This is a genomic window from Rhodococcus sp. HM1, from assembly GCF_023218075.1.
GTDB lineage: Bacteria > Actinomycetota > Actinomycetes > Mycobacteriales > Mycobacteriaceae > Rhodococcus.
Genome location: NZ_JALPTB010000033.1, coordinates 35,172 through 53,383 on the forward strand (window position 1 = coordinate 35,172; position 18,212 = coordinate 53,383).

General features: G+C 68.2%; 17 protein-coding genes. 14 read left to right on the plus strand and 3 right to left on the minus strand.

Translation table 11 applies throughout. The annotated features are described in order from the left end of the window. Positions 1 to 108: 108 nt before the first annotated feature. From M1M07_RS17815 to M1M07_RS17825, 3 genes are all read left to right on the plus strand, one after another. Positions 109 to 831: a GntR family transcriptional regulator gene (locus M1M07_RS17815; RefSeq protein WP_197250073.1), complete on the plus strand. Its 723-nt coding sequence runs from the start codon at positions 109 to 111 to the stop codon at positions 829 to 831. A gap of 152 nt (positions 832 to 983) precedes the next feature. Beyond that, complete coding sequence (locus M1M07_RS17820; protein WP_248675043.1) at positions 984 to 2,498, plus strand: NCS1 family nucleobase:cation symporter-1; 1,515 nt, start codon at positions 984 to 986, stop codon at positions 2,496 to 2,498. A gap of 4 nt (positions 2,499 to 2,502) precedes the next feature. Then, positions 2,503 to 3,237: an aspartate/glutamate racemase family protein gene (locus M1M07_RS17825; RefSeq protein WP_248675044.1), complete on the plus strand. Its 735-nt coding sequence runs from the start codon at positions 2,503 to 2,505 to the stop codon at positions 3,235 to 3,237. On the opposite strand, the gene M1M07_RS17830 is transcribed toward M1M07_RS17825, so the two are convergent. Together M1M07_RS17830 and M1M07_RS17835 are read right to left on the minus strand one after the other, a co-directional pair. After that, entirely contained in the window at positions 3,221 to 3,973 is a 753-nt protein-coding gene (locus M1M07_RS17830; protein ID WP_248675045.1) for an IclR family transcriptional regulator, read from the minus strand. The genes M1M07_RS17825 and M1M07_RS17830 overlap by 17 nt on opposite strands. Next, complete coding sequence (locus M1M07_RS17835) at positions 3,970 to 5,517, minus strand: APC family permease (RefSeq protein ID WP_248675046.1); 1,548 nt, start codon at positions 5,515 to 5,517, stop codon at positions 3,970 to 3,972. The genes M1M07_RS17830 and M1M07_RS17835 overlap by 4 nt, the downstream gene beginning before the upstream one ends. A 318-nt stretch (positions 5,518 to 5,835) precedes the next feature. Between M1M07_RS17835 and M1M07_RS17840 the strand changes: the two genes are divergently transcribed. The 11 genes from M1M07_RS17840 to M1M07_RS17890 all read left to right on the plus strand — a co-directional run bounded on the left by M1M07_RS17840 (position 5,836) and on the right by M1M07_RS17890 (position 17,179). After that, positions 5,836 to 7,422 carry a DUF2235 domain-containing protein gene (locus M1M07_RS17840; protein ID WP_248675047.1) on the plus strand — a complete coding sequence of 529 codons (1,587 nt, stop codon included), beginning with the start codon at positions 5,836 to 5,838 and terminating at the stop codon, positions 7,420 to 7,422. 418 nt (positions 7,423 to 7,840) lie between these two features. Continuing rightward, complete coding sequence (locus tag M1M07_RS17845) at positions 7,841 to 8,428, plus strand: MauE/DoxX family redox-associated membrane protein (protein WP_248675048.1); 588 nt, start codon at positions 7,841 to 7,843, stop codon at positions 8,426 to 8,428. Positions 8,429 to 8,471: 43 nt separating this feature from the next. After that, the gene (locus M1M07_RS17850) at positions 8,472 to 9,071 is read left to right on the plus strand and encodes a redoxin domain-containing protein (RefSeq protein ID WP_197250080.1); all 600 of its coding nucleotides are present in this window, start codon (positions 8,472 to 8,474) and stop codon (positions 9,069 to 9,071) included. A 31-nt stretch (positions 9,072 to 9,102) separates the two neighbouring features. After that, complete coding sequence (locus tag M1M07_RS17855) at positions 9,103 to 9,807, plus strand: methylamine dehydrogenase light chain (RefSeq protein WP_197250081.1); 705 nt, start codon at positions 9,103 to 9,105, stop codon at positions 9,805 to 9,807. Next, positions 9,804 to 11,120, plus strand: coding sequence for a hypothetical protein (locus M1M07_RS17860; protein ID WP_197250082.1), 1,317 nt, complete (start codon positions 9,804 to 9,806; stop codon positions 11,118 to 11,120). Before M1M07_RS17855 ends, M1M07_RS17860 begins: the two co-directional genes overlap by 4 nt. Next, a complete protein-coding gene (locus M1M07_RS17865; protein WP_197250083.1) occupies positions 11,117 to 12,694 on the plus strand; it encodes a multicopper oxidase family protein in 1,578 nt (525 codons plus the stop codon). Before M1M07_RS17860 ends, M1M07_RS17865 begins: the two co-directional genes overlap by 4 nt. 11 nt (positions 12,695 to 12,705) lie before the next feature. Beyond that, positions 12,706 to 13,047 carry a plastocyanin/azurin family copper-binding protein gene (locus M1M07_RS17870; protein ID WP_197250084.1) on the plus strand — a complete coding sequence of 114 codons (342 nt, stop codon included), beginning with the start codon at positions 12,706 to 12,708 and terminating at the stop codon, positions 13,045 to 13,047. Between the two features lie 32 nt (positions 13,048 to 13,079). After that, positions 13,080 to 13,382, plus strand: coding sequence for a cupredoxin domain-containing protein (locus M1M07_RS17875; RefSeq protein WP_197250092.1), 303 nt, complete (start codon positions 13,080 to 13,082; stop codon positions 13,380 to 13,382). Positions 13,383 to 13,427: 45 nt separating this feature from the next. Next, positions 13,428 to 14,264: a methylamine utilization protein gene (locus tag M1M07_RS17880; RefSeq protein WP_197250085.1), complete on the plus strand. Its 837-nt coding sequence runs from the start codon at positions 13,428 to 13,430 to the stop codon at positions 14,262 to 14,264. Between the two features lie 141 nt (positions 14,265 to 14,405). Beyond that, positions 14,406 to 15,773, plus strand: coding sequence for a hypothetical protein (locus M1M07_RS17885; RefSeq protein WP_248675049.1), 1,368 nt, complete (start codon positions 14,406 to 14,408; stop codon positions 15,771 to 15,773). Positions 15,774 to 15,775: 2 nt separating this feature from the next. Further along, positions 15,776 to 17,179, plus strand: a complete 1,404-nt coding sequence (locus M1M07_RS17890) for a PQQ-binding-like beta-propeller repeat protein (RefSeq protein ID WP_197251629.1) — start codon at positions 15,776 to 15,778, stop codon at positions 17,177 to 17,179. 43 nt (positions 17,180 to 17,222) lie between these two features. Here the strand turns inward: M1M07_RS17890 and M1M07_RS17895 are convergent, their stop codons facing one another. Continuing rightward, a complete protein-coding gene (locus M1M07_RS17895; protein ID WP_197251628.1) occupies positions 17,223 to 18,122 on the minus strand; it encodes a LysR family transcriptional regulator in 900 nt (299 codons plus the stop codon). Between the last annotated feature and the right edge of the window lie 90 nt (positions 18,123 to 18,212).

Below are 18,212 nucleotides of genomic sequence, written 5' to 3' on the forward strand. Positions count from 1 at the left end.
CACCCTACGCCGGACCGCACCGCCCACGACACGTGTCCGAAACATCACGGGGATACCGTCACGGTCGTTGCCGTGCCGAAAGGAATACGTGTGCCGAAAGGAGTTCGCGTGCCGCCACGTCACCGATCGGCCCTGCTCGCCCAGTTCGACGTCGACCGACCCGGCCGCCCGCAGCAGGCGATCCTCGACGAGTTGCGCCGCGTGATCCTGTCCGGCGCGGCCCCGCCCGGCACGGCGATTCCGGTCGGTGAGATCGCGGAGCTGTTCGGGGTGAGCCGGATACCGATTCGCGAAGCACTCAAGACGCTGATCGGTGAGGGACTCGTCGACCACCGGCAGAACGGCGGCTACACCGTCGCCCGGCTGACCGCGGCCGAGTTCCGCGAGATGTACCTGGTGCGGGAAACCCTCGAGACGGCGTCGCTGACCGCCGCGGTCGTGCACGCGACCGAGGCCGACCATGCGCTGGCACGCGCCAGCCACGAGCGGCTCGAACAGGCCGTCGCCGAGGACGATCCGGTCGCCTACCATCGGGAGAGCCGGGTGTTCCACATGGCGCTGACCGCGCCGTCGCGCATGCACCGGCTGCTGCACATGCTCGAATCTGCTTGGAACATCACCGAACCCGTTCAGCCGATGGTCCACGTGACGGCAGCCCACCGCGCCGTCCTTCACGCCGATCACGGCCGCATGCTCGACTGCTTCCTCGCGCGCGACGTTCCGGGGCTGCTCGCTGCCGCCGAGACGCACAATCGCAGGCTCGATTCGACGATCGAGACTCTCCCGGTCGACACGGGTCTGCTGACCCGGGAAGATATACATTTCGAGTAATACGGCGGCAACACGACGTCGATAGCGTTTCCGGCATCGGACGTCATCGCCGTTGCTGGCGTTCCGGGCACACACCGTTTCTACGGGACCACACCGATCCGCTCGGCGAACAGCCCGATCGGTGCAGTATCCCGTCGATGCCAGGAGCACCCATGACCGAAGTGATCTCACCCCCCGTCACCGCCGCCACCGCGTCGTCCGCGCCACCCTACGATCCGCGGTTGACCAACGACGATCTGGCTCCGCTGAAGGATCAGCGGTGGGGCTCGTACAACATCTTCGCGTTCTGGATGTCCGACGTGCACAGTGTCGGCGGATACGTCACGGCCGGAAGTCTTTTCGCGCTCGGTCTGGCGAGCTGGCAGGTGCTGGTCTCACTGCTGGTCGGAATCACGATCGTCTACTTCTTCTGCAATCTGGTCGCCAAACCCAGCCAGGTGACGGGTGTGCCCTATCCCGTGATCTGCCGCAGCGTGTTCGGCGTGCTCGGCGCGAACATCCCGGCGATCATCCGAGGGTTGATCGCGGTGGCCTGGTACGGCATCCAGACGTTCCTCGCCTCGGCGGCACTGGACGTGGTGCTCGTCAAGCTGTTTCCGTCGCTGGCGCCGTACGCCGTCGTGGAGGACTACGGCTTCGCCGGCCTGTCCGCGCTCGGCTGGGTCAGCTTCCTGACGCTGTGGGTCCTGCAGGCGTGCGTGTTCTGGCGCGGCATGGAATCGATCCGCAGGTTCATCGACTTCTGCGGTCCCGCCGTGTACGTGGTGATGTTCCTGCTGTGCGGCTACCTGATCTCGAAGGCCGGCTGGAGCGCGATCGACCTGAACCTGGGCTCCGTCACCCACACCGGCTGGTCCTCGATTCCGGTCATGCTCGGCGCCATCGCACTGGTGGTCTCGTACTTCTCCGGCCCGATGCTCAACTTCGGTGACTTCTCCCGGTACGGCAAGTCCTTCGCCGCCGTCAAGCGCGGTAACTTCCTCGGGCTGCCCGTCAACTTCCTGGTGTTCTCGCTCCTCGTGGTTGTCACCGCGTCGCTGACGCTGCCGGTGTACGGCGAGCTGATCACCGACCCGGTCGAGACGGTCGCGCGCATCGACTCGACGTTCGCGATCGTCCTGGGCGCGCTCACCTTCGCGATCGCCACCGTGGGCATCAACATCGTCGCGAACTTCATCTCGCCCGCGTTCGACTTCTCGAACGTGAGCCCGCAGAAGATCAGCTGGCGTGCCGGCGGCATGATCGCCGCGGTCGGCTCGGTGCTGATCACCCCGTGGAACCTGTACAACAACCCGGACGTCATCCACTACACGCTCGAGACGCTCGGCGCGTTCATCGGCCCGCTGTTCGGCATCCTCATCGCCGACTACTACCTGGTCCGCAAGCAGAAGGTGATCGTCGACGACCTGTTCACCATGTCCGAGAAGGGCGCCTACTGGTACCGCAAGGGTTACAACCCGGCCGCGGTGGTCGCGACCGTCGTCGGCGCCGTCGTCGCGATGATCCCGGTGCTGTTCAACAACGCCCCCGGCATGCACACGGCCGCGCAGTACAGCTGGTTCATCGGCTGCGGACTCGGGTTCGTCACCTACCACCTGCTCGCGACCCGCACCCGGCTCGCGGTGCAGATCCCCGAATCATCGTCCGTCACACAGGAAGTCGTCTGACCATATGTTCATCAAGGTCATCAACCCGAACACCACGTGGTCGATGACCGCCACGATCGAGGCGTGTGCCCGGGCCGTCGCAGGCCCGGGCACACGCGTCGAGGCGGTCAGCCCCGAGATGGGGCCCGCGTCGATCGAAAGCCACTACGACGAATCCCTGGCCGTACCCGGCCTTCTCGCCGAGATCGCGAAAGGGGAAGAAGACGGCGCCGACGGCTACGTGATCGCGTGCTTCGGAGACCCGGGCCTGGACGCCGCCCGCGAGGTCGCGACCGGACCGGTCGTGGGGATCGCCGAGGCGGCGATGCACACCGCGAGCTTCCTGGGCCGGGGTTTCTCCGTCGTCACGACCCTCGGCCGCACCACGGGCCGGGCCCGGGACCTGGCCGAGCGCTACGGATTCCGCGACGCGTGCCGGGGTATCCACGCGTGCGAGATTCCGGTGCTCGACCTCGAGACCGACCCCGACGCCCGCAAGATCATCACCGAGGCATGCCACGAGGCCCTCGAGACCGACGGCTCCGACGCGATCGTGCTGGGCTGCGCGGGGATGGCCGATCTGTGCGCGCGGATCTCCGCCGACATCGGCGCCCCCGTGGTCGACGGCGTTGCGGCCGCGACCCTCACGGTGCAGTCGCTGGTCACGATGGGCCTGACAACCGGCAAACGCGGCGAGTTCGCGCCGCCGCCGCCGAAGCCCTACACGGGAATCCTGAAGGGCTTCACAACAATCCGGTGAGCCGGCGCGACCCCTCGTGCAGGAATCGCAACTGCTCGTAGTCGGTCGGCGAGACGCGCAGCGGAGAGCCCTGCAGGCACAGTCCCCCGACGACCTCGGCCGCGTGGTTACGGATCGGCACCGCCAGCGCCGACCGGCCCAGCCGGCACTCCTGGTTCTCGAACGCGTGCCCGTCGAGCTGCGCCTGCATCAGTTCGGCGCGCAGCACCTCCGGATCGCACACCGTGAAGTCGGTGAGACGGCGCAGTTCGAGCCTCTCGTTCAACGCCGGGTTGTGCGCGAGCATCACCTTGCCCAGTGCGTTCGCGTGCAGGTTCTTCGCGAGCAGCGTGATCCCGACGATCTCGTGATCGGGGTCCTGGTCGACGAACCGCAGCCGCCCTCCCGCGAACGACGCCACGTGCAGCCCGAACCGGGTGTGCGAGCGCAGTTCCTCGACGGTTTCGTGCAGGGTCGGTGACGTGTCCGTCGCGACCGCCGCGCGGGACAGCTCGGCGGTGCGCCGGCCGAGCGCGAACCCCGACAGGTCCGGCACCCGAACCAGGAATCCGTCCGCGACGAGCAGATTGAGCATGCGGTAGGCGGTGGTGGGCGCGACCCCCGCGAACCGGGCGATCTCCTTCGCGGTCGCTCCCGGGCCGAGGTGTGCAACGGCCTCGAGCATGACGAGGGCCTTGCGCACCGCTTTCGGCTGCTGACCGCTGAACCCGACCTCGGCCTCGACGTGTGCGGTCATGCCCCGAACCCCGCGCCGGATTGCACCGACACGACCTGGGGCCGACCGTCGTCGTCCAGCACGAGTTCACCCGAGCCCGGGAGCAGGTCGATGGTTTCGATACTGTCGAAAGTCCCCATCGTCGTGAGGGACTCGGGTCGGAGTCGTCTCAGCAGCCACGCCCAGATCGTGCCGGACACGCCGACGATGAGCACCGCGACCGGCATTGCCCACGATCCGTGCGTCACGCCGTCGACGACCAGGTAGGCGAGCAGTCCCGCACCGACAAGGGCGATCCCGGCCGACAGCGCGGTGGTGGACGGTGCGTCCTCGCCGATCCGCCGCAGGAACCGCAGGCACGACACCGCGAGCAGGGTGTAGGCGATGACGATCGCGACCTCGACGAAGCTCTCGAAAGGGGTCGAATCCGCCACGAACACCAGCAGATACACACATGCGCCGGTGACGCTCGCCAGGCTGAACCACCCCACGGCGACGTACGGCGTGCGCAGCCGACGGTGGACCCGCGACAGGGACCTCGGCGCGGTTCCTTCGATGCCCATCGCCAGCAGAAGACGGGATCCGGCCTGCGCACAGCCGAGGGTGGAGGCGAGCCAGGAGCAGGTGACACCGACCTTCACGGCGATGACCATCCCGAGGCTCGCCCCGGATGCCGTGCCGTCGAAATAGGCGGCGACGACCGCATCCGCGTGACCGGACATGGCGGCCCACCCGGCGAAGACGAACGCGGCGCCGCACACCATCGGGGTGACGAGCACCGCGCGCGAGACGGTCGTCAGCGGCCGTCGCGCCTCGGCCCCGAAGAAGGCGGCGCTCTCGAAACCGGCCATGCTGAACACGACCAGCATCGCGAGGAACGGCAGGGTTCCGGATATGGCCGGGGTACCGACGGTTTCGTCGAGGTCCGGACCTGCGACCATCAATACGCCGATCAGGACGAGCGAGCAGGCCTCGACGACGAGGATTGCGCGGGTCGCGAATCGCACCCCGCGCACGGTGATCAGCGCGACCGTCCCGGCGACCAGTGCGGTGGTCACCAGCAGCGGTGCCGTGCCCGGCAAGTCGATCCCGAGTGCCGTCCCGATTCCCAGCAGGCTGACGGCCGAGTTCGCCAGCACCGAGATCGAGATGCCGAGATAGCCGAGCAGGAGCGCCGCCCCGACGGTCAGTGTCGCGCGGCGCGAGAGCCCGTGGAATGCGAAGCTGTACAGCGATCCCGCTGCGGCGAGACGCCGCGTGAACTGGGTGATGCAGAAGGCGACGGCAACCACGACCGCGGTGGTTCCGACGATCGCGGCGAGACCGGCGAAGCCCGGTTCCGCGGTGATGATCCAGGCGGCGATGAAGATCATTCCGGTCGCCGGCGCGATGGTCGACAGGGACTGCCCGATCAGATCGATCTGGGACAGCTGCCGACGGCCCAGCGCACGCAGCGGGGAGAACACCGGTGGCGCCTTCGGTTCGCTGTTGCGCGACCGCGCGATCGCAGCGGCGAGCGCGCCGCCGATCCGTGAACCACTACCGCCACGTCTGCCGCTACTCACCCCGGCCACCGTTCCCTTCGTAGGCCCGCGATCTCGACCGGGCCATCCGTAGGGACCGTATGGAGTGTTTGTTTCAGACAGATTTCCTACCCGTGTGCCGGGAATTGCGATTCTCGTCACGCTGTTTGCGCAGCCTAACGATCAGTGACAGCCGCGTATCTCCGAGAGCACGATGGACAGGCGCGCATGTCGGGGGCTGTTGCCGAAGCAGGTGGGGCTCCGCCAGAAGAAGGCCCGGGTCCACAACCGCTTGTCACTGCACAAGGCTTTTCACCGCACAACGGGGATCTGTCCGCTTGCCGGTAGGGGAGGTCGAAGATGCGTCGACTCGTCGTGTGCTGCGACGGCACCTGGAACACACCGGGCCAATTAGCGCCTTCGAATGTGCGCCGCTTGTACAACGCCCTGGTGGACACTGCGACGGACGGGCAGACCGAGGGGCAGGAGCAGCTGACTCGGTACCAGCCCGGGGTGGGGACCGTCAGTGGTGATCTGCTCGGCTGGCTACTGGGAGGAGCAACCGGGTTCGGGCTGTCGAGAGACGTGACGGACGCCTACCACTGGCTGACCACCACGTACCGGCCCGGGGACTCCATCGCGCTGTTCGGTTTCAGCCGCGGCGCCTTCACCGCGCGCAGCGTCGCCGGGATGATCGGAGCGTGCGGGCTGATCGAGACCGACTGCCTCGATCCGGCGACGATCCGGCGTCGGATCCGGCACGTCTACCGGCAGCGGTACCGGCGGGGAGCCGCCGCCGATCCCGGCTGGCGCGACGGCCTCCGCTTCTCCTACGACCCCGCTCAGCCGGATCGGATCCCGGTGGACTTCATCGGTGTGTGGGACACCGTCGGAGCGCTGGGCATCCCGGACACGCTCGGCTGGACCAACCTGCTGGACCCTCCGACGCGGTACGCCTTCCACGACGTCAAACTCAACCGGCATGTGAAGCACGGGCGCCACGCGGTGGCGCTCGACGAGCAGCGGGCAGCGTTCACTCCGACGTTGTGGTCCGACCCGGAGCCGGGCCAAACCGTCGAGCAGGTGTGGTTCCCGGGCAGCCACATGGATGTCGGTGGCGGGCACCCACAGACGGGCCTGAGCGACGGTGCACTGCAATGGATGATCGACGAGTCGCGCGCCGCTGTCGGGCTCGCGTTCCGCGATGCGGTCGAGAAACAGATCCAACCCGACCCACTCGGCCAGATGCACGACGACAACCAAGGCATCTACGGTCTGCTCGAGCCGCTGTACGAGCCCATCCTGCGACCGCTGATCGAGCCGTTCATGCAGCCGCGGCCCCGCGCCACCCCCATGATCGACGCAGGTGGGAACAACCTCTCGCTGCACTCGTCGGTGTACAGGCGTCACGAGACACCACCGATTACCAGCGGCCCCTACCGACCCACCCGAACCCTTGCACCCGGAGAATCCGCCACCGTCGACGTATCCGCCAACAATCCGTGGAACTGGACCGGCCTCTACCTCGACGCCGGCGAGTACACCTTCGCCGCCGGCGGCGAATGGATGGATCTCCATATCGCGTCCGGTCCGGCCGGCACCACCGGCCGGCAGCAGTTTCACCCCCGGGAGGCGTTCCGCCTGGCCAGCAGCGCACTGGGTCTGGGCGAGCGGTTGTTCCGGCTCGTGACCGGGAACCCGCAGGCCGACTTCCTGCTGACCCGCAGGTACGAAGACCTGCCGTGGATGTCGCTGATCGGTGTCGTCGCCAACGACGCGATCCCCCTCAAGGGTGCCGAGGCCCTGCATCAGCGCATCGCCATCGGCGCAGGAACCACCGATCGGGTGTGCCGATCCGGATACCTCTACGCCTTTGCCAACGACGCGTGGGGCTTCTACGGCAACAATCGGGGCAGTGTGCGCCTCACGGTGACCAGGACGCGGTGACGCTACGGCCCTGTTGCCGACCTTCTCACCGCGTGCCCGCAATTCGGCGGTGAGCCGCGGCGATCCGTCGCTTCCCTTCCTCCGGACCTTGTGCAATCAGTAATCCCCTGACGGGTGATTGCCGAGCGGACGGCCTCTCCGTCGCGGCACGCCCTCGTGTGTGACGGACACCGCGTCCACCGTTTCGGTGGTGTAACCCCAAGTGGAAATCCGCTCGGCGGCGACCGTCCGCAGATTGAGATCGCCCGCGGTCGGGCGCGCCCATCCGGCCCCGAGGAATGCCACTACCAGCGCAAACCGCGCAAATCACCCACGGCATCCGGTTTCCACTCGGCGACCGCACAGTTGTTTCCTCCGCGCAGCAAGACCGCCTCATCTGCTCGTCAGGATTTCCCCGACGACAGAGAGGACGAAATCCATGATCTGGGTGGTGCTCGCATCGATCCTCGGTGGGACGCTTCTGCTCGCGGGCATTCCGAAGCTCCGCGACCGGGACGGGCTGCTGACGGTGGTGAAGGGATACCGGCTGCTGCCGGCCCCCGCGGAACGCGCGGTGGCGGCGACGCTGCCGTTCGTCGAGGTCGTGGTCGGTGCCCTGCTGATCCTCGGGATCGGCGGCCGGTGGCCGGCTGTGGCCGCAGCCCTGCTGTTCACGGCCTTCACCACGGGACTGACCGTGAACCTGGCGCGCGGCCGTCGCGACCTCGACTGCGGATGCTTCGCGTTCGGTACCCACGAGGTCCCGCAGATCGGCTGGTTCCACGCGGCACGGGCGGCGTCGTTCACGGTGGCCGCGCTGGTGCTCGCTTTGGCCGGGTCCGTGTCCGTCACGGTGCCCGAACGTCTGGCCGCGGTGGCCGGCGGACTGCTGGTCGTGCTGGCCGTCGTCGCCGTCGCGCAGATCCGCTCGGTCGTGCACGTCGGACGGCGTCCGGTCGACGACTACCTGAGCGCCGCCTCGATCCGGCTGCGGGCGACGAGCACCGTCTCCCGCTACGGTTCGTGACTCTCTTTTTCCCGAAACAACTTTCGTAGACAGGACTGAATCGATGACGAACTTTCTGCTGGTGGCCGTCGTCGTGCTGACAATCGCGGTCGCACTGCTGTTCCTCATGACTCTGGCGCTCGCCCGGGAGATCGGCCGCGTCCAGGTGCGGCTCGGCCCGCTCGGCGCGCGGATGATGGACACCGGACCGAAGATCGAGCAGGCCGGCCCGTCGTTCTCCGGTCTCGTCGATCACCTCGGACGCTCGGTGAAGGTCGGCGGTCACCGCGACAAGCCGCAGCTGCTGATGTTCACGGCGCCGAGCTGCAGCACCTGTAAGAGCCTGCTGCCCGGTCTGCGTGCGATGGCCCGCGCCGAATCCGACCTCGACGTCGTGATCATCTCCGACGGAACACCCGAGGAGCACAAGCAGTTCCTGGCCGGCGCAAACATCGGCACCGAACTCAGCTATGTCGACGCCCGTGACGTGGGCATCGCCTACCAGGTCGGGACCACGCCGTACGGCGTGATCCTCGACGAGCACGGCAAGATCCGCGGCAAGGGCCTGACCAACCACATGGCGCAGGTCGAGAGTCTGCTCAACGCACTCGAATCCGGCACGCCGTCCCTCCAGCACCTCCACGCGCAGGCGAAGTCCGCCTGACCCACCCCCCGATAGAAGGAGGCGAACCGCCATGCAACACAACAATCCGGAACCGCATGAGGTGACGGAGCAGCGATATCCGGTCGACGAGGCCACCGTCCGTGAACAGGCCGCGTGGATGGCCGGTCAGGGCGGTTCCTTCATGAGCCGCACGGGACGCAAACTGTCCGAACGCACTTCGCGCCGCTCGATGCTCGGCAGGATCGGACGCTGGACGATGGGCGTCTCGGGTGTCGCGCTGATCAGCTCGCTGCCCGTCACGCGCACCGCGATGGCCCAGGAAACCCCGGCGCCGCCGCCCGCTCCGGATGCACCCGACCCCCAGTTCATCACGTTCGACGGCAAGGATCCGGCCGAGTGCGAGTACTGGCGCTGGTGCAACATGGACGGCACCTCGTGCGCGGCCTGCAACGGCGGCGGCGTGACCACCTGCGCTCCCGGCAGCAAGCCGGGCGCCGAGTTCTGGGTCGGTTGCTGCACGAACCCCGACACCGGAAAGACCTACCTGATCGCCTACTACGACTGCTGTGGCGCACCGTCGTGTTCCAACGCGTTCTGCGGCGAGCCCGACATGCAGGCGATCATGTACAACCCGGTCTCGGGCAGCAACGACCAGGAGATCATCTGGTGCGTCTCCGACGAGTCCCAGGCCTACACCTGCACGATGGCTCCGATCATCGGCGAGGACTGCCAGACCCGTCCGGCCGCACGCCCGAAGGTCGGTGCCGGCGCATGAAATCCGAACGCACCAAGCGTCTTTCCCGGTCCGCCGCGGTAGTGGCGGCTCCGCTCGCCGCCGCGCTCGTCCTGACGGGCTGCAGCTCGGACGACGACAGCGCGTCCTCCGGCGAGGTCACCTATCCCACCGTGCCGGTCATCCCACCCGGGGAGGGCATCTCCCTCGGCCACGACGACCAGGAGATCGGCGACACCATCCCGGAGCCCGTGCACGTCGGGTCGATCGATCCGATCAAGCCGACGGATCTGCTCGCCGTCGCCGGCGGCTTCGGCAAGCTCGAACTCGGCGTCAACGCCCTCGACCCGGTCACCGGTGTCGCGGGCAGCCGCTTCGTCGTGGGACCGGGCATCTGGGATCCGGTCATCCACGGGTTCGTCGGCGAAACACCGGACGACCCCGCCGTCCTCGCGGCGGAGGTGTGGCGTCCGCGCGGGTCGCGCGGCGCCGCGGACTTCACGGTCAGCACCTACTCGGGCAACCTGCTCGAACCTTCGGAGGTCCTGCTCCCCGACTACGCCCGCGTCCACTCCCGGCCGGGATCCAACGCCGTGACCTCGGACGGCAAGTACTTCGTGACCTGGGACGACGGCCTGTACGGCGTCCGTGTCGTGGATCTGGAGGCGAAGAAGGAAAGCGGCTCCCTGCAGATCATCGGCTGCGGTCCGTTCACGTGGCTCGACGGGCACGAGCTGTACAGCGTCTGTGAGGAGAACCGTGAGCTGATCCAGATCTCGATCGACGACGCCGGCGTGCCGACCGAGACGAAGCGAGCGAAGGTTCTGCCCGACGACTTCGTCAGTACCCGCAAGGTCACCTGGGCCGCCGACGCGAAGAAGGCGCTGCTGGTGAGCGAGAACGGCGACGTGTTCGTCTTCGACTTCTCGAACGGTCTGCCGGAGTCCGCGGTGGCACCGATCGGCAACGCCGGACAGGACGGCGGCCGGTTCGCCGCAAACACCATCAACAACACCGGCAGCCGCGTCGCGATCGAGTACACGGACAGCGTGGTCCACCCCCACTCGGCTCGTGGCGGCAACGTGGTGAAGATCGAGCTGACCGACGCATCGAACTTCGCGCCGGTCAAGACGCTCGATTTCGCTGCGCTCGGCCTGACGAGCATCGACAGCATGACCTTCTCCGTCGACGGCAGCACGCTGTACGTCCTCGGTGCCGGCCCCGAGGTCGACGGCGAATCCAAGCAGACGATCGTCGGCATCTCGTCCGAAACCGGCGACAAGGTCAGCTCGGCCGAGATTACCGGCAACGTCGAGGATTTCGGAACACTACTCACCCCTCAGGTATTGGAATGACCCGATCAGGACCGATCCTGGATCGCCGCGGGTTCCTCCGCATCGGCTCCCTCGGAGCCGGTGCGGTGGGCCTCGGCATCCTGGGTCTGGGTGCGGCGTCCTGCAGTTCGGCCGATGCGGCCGACTCAGGCGCCCCGCCCGACTACATCTCGCCCACCGACCCCGAGATCGCCGCGGCCGAACAGGCCCGCCGTTGGAACGGAAAGGAGGTTCCGGTAGCGCTCGCCGCGGGCGTGGCCACCGTCGATCTCGGCGGCCGGTTCGTCGACACCTGGTCGTACGGCGGCCGCGCGGTGGCACCTGAACTGCGGGCGAGTGTGCGCGACAAGATGCTCGTGTCGGTGCGCAACGACCTGGGTGTGGACACCACACTGCACTGGCACGGAATCCGGATCCGCAACGACATGGACGGTGCGGCACCGGTGACGCAGGATCCGATCGCACCGGCGGGCGAGTTCGTGTACGACTTCGTCGTTCCCGACCCAGGAACGCACTGGTACCACTCGCACAGCGGCCTGCAGGCCGATCGCGGATTGTTCGGGGCTCTCGTCGTCGAGGACCCGGACGACCGCTCGGGCGCGGATGTCGACGTCGTGCTCGTGCTCGACGACTGGATCGACGGGCTCGGTACCACTCCGGAAGCGGTTCTGGCAGCACTCAATCCGGCGATGGCCGGAGGCCACGGCGGGCACGGCGGCGGCACGGCCGTCGAACACAGTGCCGAGCAGATGTCGGTGGCCGAAGCCGCCGTCTCCGGTGGGCACGGTTCCTCGACGCCGCTCGGCGGGATGACCCAGCACATCGGGTACCCGCTGCACCTGATCAACGGGCGCCCGCCCAACGACCCCGAGGTCGTGACGGCGGCGCCGGGCAGTCGGGTGCGCCTGCGGATCATCAATGCGGCCGCCGAGACGCCGTACCGCTTCGCGATCGCCGGGCACGAACTGACGGTGATCGCGGCGGACGGCTTCGACGTCACCCCGACGACCACCGACACCCTGATCATCGGGATGGCGCAGCGCTACGACGTGCTCGTCACGTTGAAGTCCGGCGCCTGGCCGGTGGTCGCGAAAGTCGAGGGCCGGGACGGTCACGCGTCGACCGTGCTGCGCTCCACCGATGCCGCTCCCCTGTCGAATCCCGATGTGGGGCCGGTCATCCCGGAACTCGCCGGTAGGCTGCTCGCCGAGAGCGCGCTGCGGCCGGCCGATGCGGTCCGGCTCGATTCGCGGCCCGTCGACCGGGACTACCGGGTCGAGCTGATCCAGGCCGGCGACCGGTACGTGTGGGGCATGGCCGGACCCGACGCCGGGAAACTGGTCATGCGCCAAGGGGAACGGGTGCGCATCACGATGGCGAACACCACAACGATGTGGCATCCGATGCACACCCACGGACACACGTTCGCGATTCCCGAATACGGCGGTCTGCGCCGTGACACCGTCAATGTCCTACCCGGCACCGAACTCGCGATCGAGTTCGACGCCGACAATCCGGGCGAGTGGATGTTCCACTGCCACAATGCCTATCACTTCGAGGCGGGTATGACCGCGAACCTGCGGTATATCCGATGAGAGGACACCCCGTGAAGAAACTGCTTCCACTGGCCGCGGCACTGATCGCCGCTTCCGGACTGACCGCGTGCGGATCGTCCGATGCGGCGACCGAACCCGCCGTCGTGATCGACGTGACGAACATGTCGTACTCGCCCGCGTCGGTCACCATCGAGAAGGGCCAGACCGTCCAGTGGCGGTTCGACGACAACGGGTTGCCCCACGACGTCGCCGGTGACGGCCCGCTCGACGGTGTGCTGCAGAGCGAACTGCTCACCGAGGGCACCTACGAATTCACCTTCGACGAGGCCGGCACGTTCACGTACCACTGCACACCGCACGCGTCGATGGTCGGCACAGTGATCGTGCAATAGTGCAGCCGCGCAGACTCGTTCGGCATCGCTGGATCCTCGCCTGCGGTGTCCTCGCCACCGCGGCGGCCGGATGCGCCGGAGAGGAAGCGCCCGACGCGGTGATCGAGATCAGCAACGTGCAGTTCAGCCCGATGGACGTCGTCGTGCCGGTCGGCGGCACCGTCGAATGGCGGTTCGAGGACGGCGGTGTCCTCCACCACGTCGAGTCGCCCGGTGCCTTCGACAGCGGGATCACCGGCGACGGCACCTACACGCACACGTTCGACCAGGCCGGGACGTACACGTACACGTGCTCGATCCATCCGTACATGACCGGCACCGTCACCGTCCGCTGACACCCCAGCGGAAGTTCGAAGACAGCAACCGACCAGGAGGTTCCCATGACCGCCGTCCTGTCCCATCAACCGATCGAGACCGATCTCCCCGACATCCGCCCGACCCTCGAAGGCGCGGTGTCCGTGCAGGCACGCCTCGGCATGGCTGCCGGTGCCGCCGTCGTCGGCGCGGGTGTCGCGACTCTCGCCTCCCCGACGACGTCGACGGCGCTGACCGCCGCGGTCGTCGGCGCGGGCCTCGTCACCTCGCTGGCCGCGAACTGGTCGACATGTGGCATGTCGGTCGCCGGGGTCGTCGCGGCACCGAAGCAGCCCAACCGCAAGGGCTCATCGACGCCGCTGCGCCGGCTCGGCTGGCACGCGCTGGGCTCGGTGAGCACCGGCGCGGTCACCGGTGCGCTGCTCGGCGCGATCGGATCGGTCACCGCCGCACACCTGTCGCCGCTGTGGCTGCTCGCCGGATGGGCCCTGTTCGCGCTCGCCTACGGCCTGCACGAGATCGGTGTGCTCACGATGCCGGCGCCGATGCGCCGTCAGCAGCTCCCCCGGCACCTGCGTCGGACCATGGAGCCGTGGAAGGTGTCGCTGCTGTTCGGCGCGATCATCGGCCCCGGTTTCATGATCTTCATCCGGTCCAGCGCGTACTACCTGCTGGTGCTCGGCGTGCTCGCGGTCGGCTCCCCCGCCCTGGGCGCGGCGATGTTCACCGTCGTCTCGCTCGGCCGCTGCATGCCGAGCGTCGCGGCGATCATCCACTCCCGCCGCGGCGGCACGATGCCGGGCTTCCTGTCGGTGATGTGCGTCGTCGATCGTCGCGTGCAGGCAGTGACCGGCGCTGCGCTCGTCGGCCTGGCCGCGTTCGCCGCGATCGCGCTGATCTGAGGTTCCGACCCACGGGGTTCAGCCCTGGCTGTGCAGAAGTTGTCGCGGTGCCTCGGCGCGCCGCGACAACTTCTGCACGTTCACCCCGAGGGGTGACACGTAGGGTGGTCCGGACCCGTCGAGGTGGAGGTGCGGAACACGATGAGCGACCCCGGATCCGGTACGTCGCGCGCTGTCACGGCGTGGACGTACGGCCTGTCGTTCGTCGCGATCACCGCGTGCGGGGTGATCGTCAGCGGGCTGCTCCACGACCCGGAACCCGAATTGACCACCGCTCCCCCGACGACCACGACAACCGCAGCTCCCGTCCCCGAGGACTACACCTACGTCACCGAACCGGTGACCTACCCGACGACCATCCCCGGGTGCGAGAGCGTCGAACCACCCGGTGACGACGCGGGATTCCTCTCCTTTGCCGGCGGCGACTTCGGGTACGACAATCCCACCTATCCGTGGTTCTCGGGACCGAAGGCGGTCGCGATGACCGACGCGGCAGTCCGCGCGCTGCCCGGCGACGCCGACATGATCTTCGCGTCGCCACGGCAGTCCCTGCTGTTCGGACCGATCCTCGATCCGTCTTTCGAGAACGACGCGGACCGCGCCCTGTTCGGCGGTTTCACGACGGCATATGCGACGATCCGCCGCGGCGAGGACGCCGGGGCGCTGTCCCTGTCCGTCCGGGCGTCGACGACGCCCGTCCCGCCGTGTGTCGCCGGCAGGCTCGATGAACGCCGCGTGCTCGACGACGGCACCGTCGTGGACGTCGATGACACGTGGTCCGAAACCAACGGGGTGCGAACGGTGTTCCGGAGCGCGCAGGCGTACGCTCCCGACGGCTCCGAGATCAGCGCGCACATCGACGACACCGACAGCACGACCGGGGACGCCGTCCAGTCTGGCCATCCCCCGCTGACCGTCGACGAACTCGTCGCCCTGGTCTCCATACCCGAACTGCGTGTGAGCGCACCGGTTCCGCCCGGCACGCCGACCGTCCCGGAATCGTGCTCCTCGCCCTCGGACAGTGACCCGATCGACGCCGCGACCGCCGCCCGGCTGGACGGTGTGCTGGCGGGGATTCCCGTCGCCGACCTCGCGGTGGATAGCCCGCTCGGTGAACTGCGACCCGCAGGTTTCGACGGCGCAGGATTGTGCCAGGCCGTGCGCGTCACGACGCCCGGAAGCGAATCGACGCTGACCGTCGCGGTCGCGGCGGGACAACCACGCCCGTCCACCACGCCCGACGAGGCGCCCACCCCGGCCACCGGGAGCGGGTTCGTCGAAACCCGGGAACTACCGGACGGCACGGTGATCCAGCAGAGGGAGTACACCCTCACGACGCAGGGGCTCGCGGCGGGTTCGGTCGCGACGACGAGCGTGACCCGGACGGTGACCGTGACCCGCCCGTCGGGCACCCGGGTCGACGTCACCTCTCGCGCCGATGTTCCGGCCGAACCGCTTCCGATGGAGCGTCTCGAACAGATCGCGTCGACGCCGGGCCTGGAGGTGTGACGGTGGCGGTAACCAGGGAGATTCGAAACCTCTTGTGTGCCGCGGTCGCCGCCGTCGTGACCACGGCCGGCGCTGTCGCGGTGATCGCCCACGCCGAGGGCGACGGCACCCGCAAGATCACCGGAACCGTCGATGCGGCGCCGGGTCTCGGCTGGACCGTCGAGGCGCAGAGCGTCCACGGACACGAGTCGGCGCAGTTCCGGGATCCGGTATACGGCAGCGAATACGACTGGGGCATACCGGGTTTCCTCGATCTCGGCGATACCCTCGTCGCGCTCGTCGGCGTCCAGGGCGGCATGGCCCTGGACGATGCGCACCTCGTCGGTGTCGACGCCGACTCCGGACGGATCCGGTGGCTCAGCCCCGCGGGCGACCTGGCCGGATGCGCGGATTCCGCGGTGGATGCAACCCTGGTGTGCTTCACTCCGGGCTGGTCCGGCGATCCGGCGCTGGTCGGCTACGACCTCGTGACGGGTGAGATCACCCGCGTCCCCACCGAGTGGGGCACCTTCGCGATCGCCGCCACCGACGACCGTCTCTACGTCGCGGAAGGCAGCGTCGAGAACGACGACGTGCGGGTGCACGCAGGAACTCTCCTCGATCCCGACGCGCACTTCACCCGCGCGTTCGACATGGGCACCGGCTGGGACGACACCGCCCTACCCGACGCCCTCGATGTGCGCCACGGACAGGGACTGCTCACGCTCGGTACCGACATCGCCGGATTCGACCTCGACACCGGCGACGAGACGTGGACCGCGCAGGCGGACGGCTGCTCCCGCGTCCAGCCGACGCTCGGCGCGCTGGTCGTGCGCGTGCACGTCGAGTGCGACGGTCTCCGTGTCACCGGATCCGACCTGCTCGACGGCACCGGAGCCGTCATCGCCGCCACCGACAGCGCCGCGGCGCACTCCCCTGCGTTCGACGGCCCCGCCGACGACACCGTACCGGTCCTGCTCGGCGACGGCGCGTACGACCGGGCCACCGGTGACCCGGTGTGGTCCGCCCCGGAACTCGTGTCGGTGCCACGGGAACCGGACGAGTACAACGCCAACACCCGGTTGGGCACGGTGCGTGCCGTGCTCGGCGACGTCGCGCTGCTGACCGATCACACCGCCCACACCGAGACCGGACTCGACCTGCGCACCGGGACCAGGCTGTGGCAGAACGTGCCCGAACGGTCCGGCACGGTGCTGGGCCACACCGAAGACCTCATCGTGCAGTCCGATTTCACCGGCCTGTGGGCGATGGACGTCCGGACCGGGGACCTCGAGTGGGATATCCCGTTCCTTGCGGTCGACAACGATCCGGACGCGCTCGGTGACGGGGGAACGCTCAGCGTCCGCCCCGGCGACCGGTACGTCTACGTTTCGGCGCGCTCGATTATCGGCCTGCGCCCACTCTGACTGTCGGGCAACGGCATTCGAGTGCATGTTCACCACTCCACGCTCACCGAAAATCCTTGTCGGCGGTGTCGAGCACGATCCGGAGGACGGCCTTCGATGCCGGGTTGGGGTCGTCGCGTCGCCATGCCACACGAAGGTCGACGTCGGGGGTGGACTCGTCGAGCGGAACGAACACGACATGGGGATCGTTGACGTTCGCCGCCACCGACGCCAGGGTCAGGTGACACCCGACCTCGGCGCTGACCAGCGCCAATGCCGTCTGGGTGTCCGGAGCGACCTGGACCACGTCGGGGACGAAACCTCCGGCGCGCGCGAGCCGGCGCAACCGATCGGGAAGGACCGCGCCCTCGTGCGGGGGCAGGGAGACGAAGCCTTCCGCAGCGAACCGAGCGATCGACAGTCGCTGTTCCCCCGCCAGCGGATGGGTGTCCGGTAGTGCTACGACGAGCGAGTCCTGCATCACCACGCGTACGGCCACCTCGGCGGGGACGATGTCCCAGCGGCCCAGCGCGATGTCGGTCTCGCCGCTCACGAGCTTCTTCATCGCGGGCTGGGCGAAGTTCTGGCTGGAGAGCTCGAGCTGGATGCCGGGCCGCTGCGAACGCACCACCCGGGCGAGTCGAGCGACGAGCTGGTGGGTCGACGCCCCGGCGAACGCGATGCGGACGAGTCCGACGTCTCCGTCGTCGGCGGCGCGGACCGCGGCCTCGGCCCGGCGCAGCGCGTCGAGTACGTCCCGGGCAGGGCCGACGAGCGCCTCTCCACTCGCCGTGAGTTTCACCGCCCGGGTGCTGCGGGAGAACAACTCGGTGTCGAGTTCGCGTTCGAGTTGCTTGATGGTGCGGCTCAGTGGGGGCTGCGCTCGATGCAGCTTCTCGGCTGCACGACCGAAGTGCAGTTCCTCGGCAACCGCCAGGAACGCCTGGAGTTGTGAGATCTCCACCTGATCCGCCCTTCTACCTCGGGTGATGCTTTTCATGTCATTTCAGAACTACCGATTAGGTATTGGACCGATCATAATCCCGTCGCCATA

What these genes read in the sequence shown, in the direction of transcription:
- M1M07_RS17820 (WP_248675043.1), top strand. Translation starts at nt 984, where the DNA reads ATGACCGAAGTGATCTCACCCCCCGTCACCGCCGCCACCGCGTCGTCC.
- M1M07_RS17825 (WP_248675044.1), top strand. Translation starts at nt 2,503, where the DNA reads ATGTTCATCAAGGTCATCAACCCGAACACCACGTGGTCGATGACCGCC.
- M1M07_RS17830 (WP_248675045.1), bottom strand. Translation starts at nt 3,973, where the DNA reads ATGACCGCACACGTCGAGGCCGAGGTCGGGTTCAGCGGTCAGCAGCCG.
- M1M07_RS17840 (WP_248675047.1), top strand. Translation starts at nt 5,836, where the DNA reads ATGCGTCGACTCGTCGTGTGCTGCGACGGCACCTGGAACACACCGGGC.
- M1M07_RS17845 (WP_248675048.1), top strand. Translation starts at nt 7,841, where the DNA reads ATGATCTGGGTGGTGCTCGCATCGATCCTCGGTGGGACGCTTCTGCTC.
- M1M07_RS17850 (WP_197250080.1), top strand. Translation starts at nt 8,472, where the DNA reads ATGACGAACTTTCTGCTGGTGGCCGTCGTCGTGCTGACAATCGCGGTC.
- M1M07_RS17855 (WP_197250081.1), top strand. Translation starts at nt 9,103, where the DNA reads ATGCAACACAACAATCCGGAACCGCATGAGGTGACGGAGCAGCGATAT.
- M1M07_RS17860 (WP_197250082.1), top strand. Translation starts at nt 9,804, where the DNA reads ATGAAATCCGAACGCACCAAGCGTCTTTCCCGGTCCGCCGCGGTAGTG.
- M1M07_RS17865 (WP_197250083.1), top strand. Translation starts at nt 11,117, where the DNA reads ATGACCCGATCAGGACCGATCCTGGATCGCCGCGGGTTCCTCCGCATC.
- M1M07_RS17880 (WP_197250085.1), top strand. Translation starts at nt 13,428, where the DNA reads ATGACCGCCGTCCTGTCCCATCAACCGATCGAGACCGATCTCCCCGAC.
- M1M07_RS17885 (WP_248675049.1), top strand. Translation starts at nt 14,406, where the DNA reads ATGAGCGACCCCGGATCCGGTACGTCGCGCGCTGTCACGGCGTGGACG.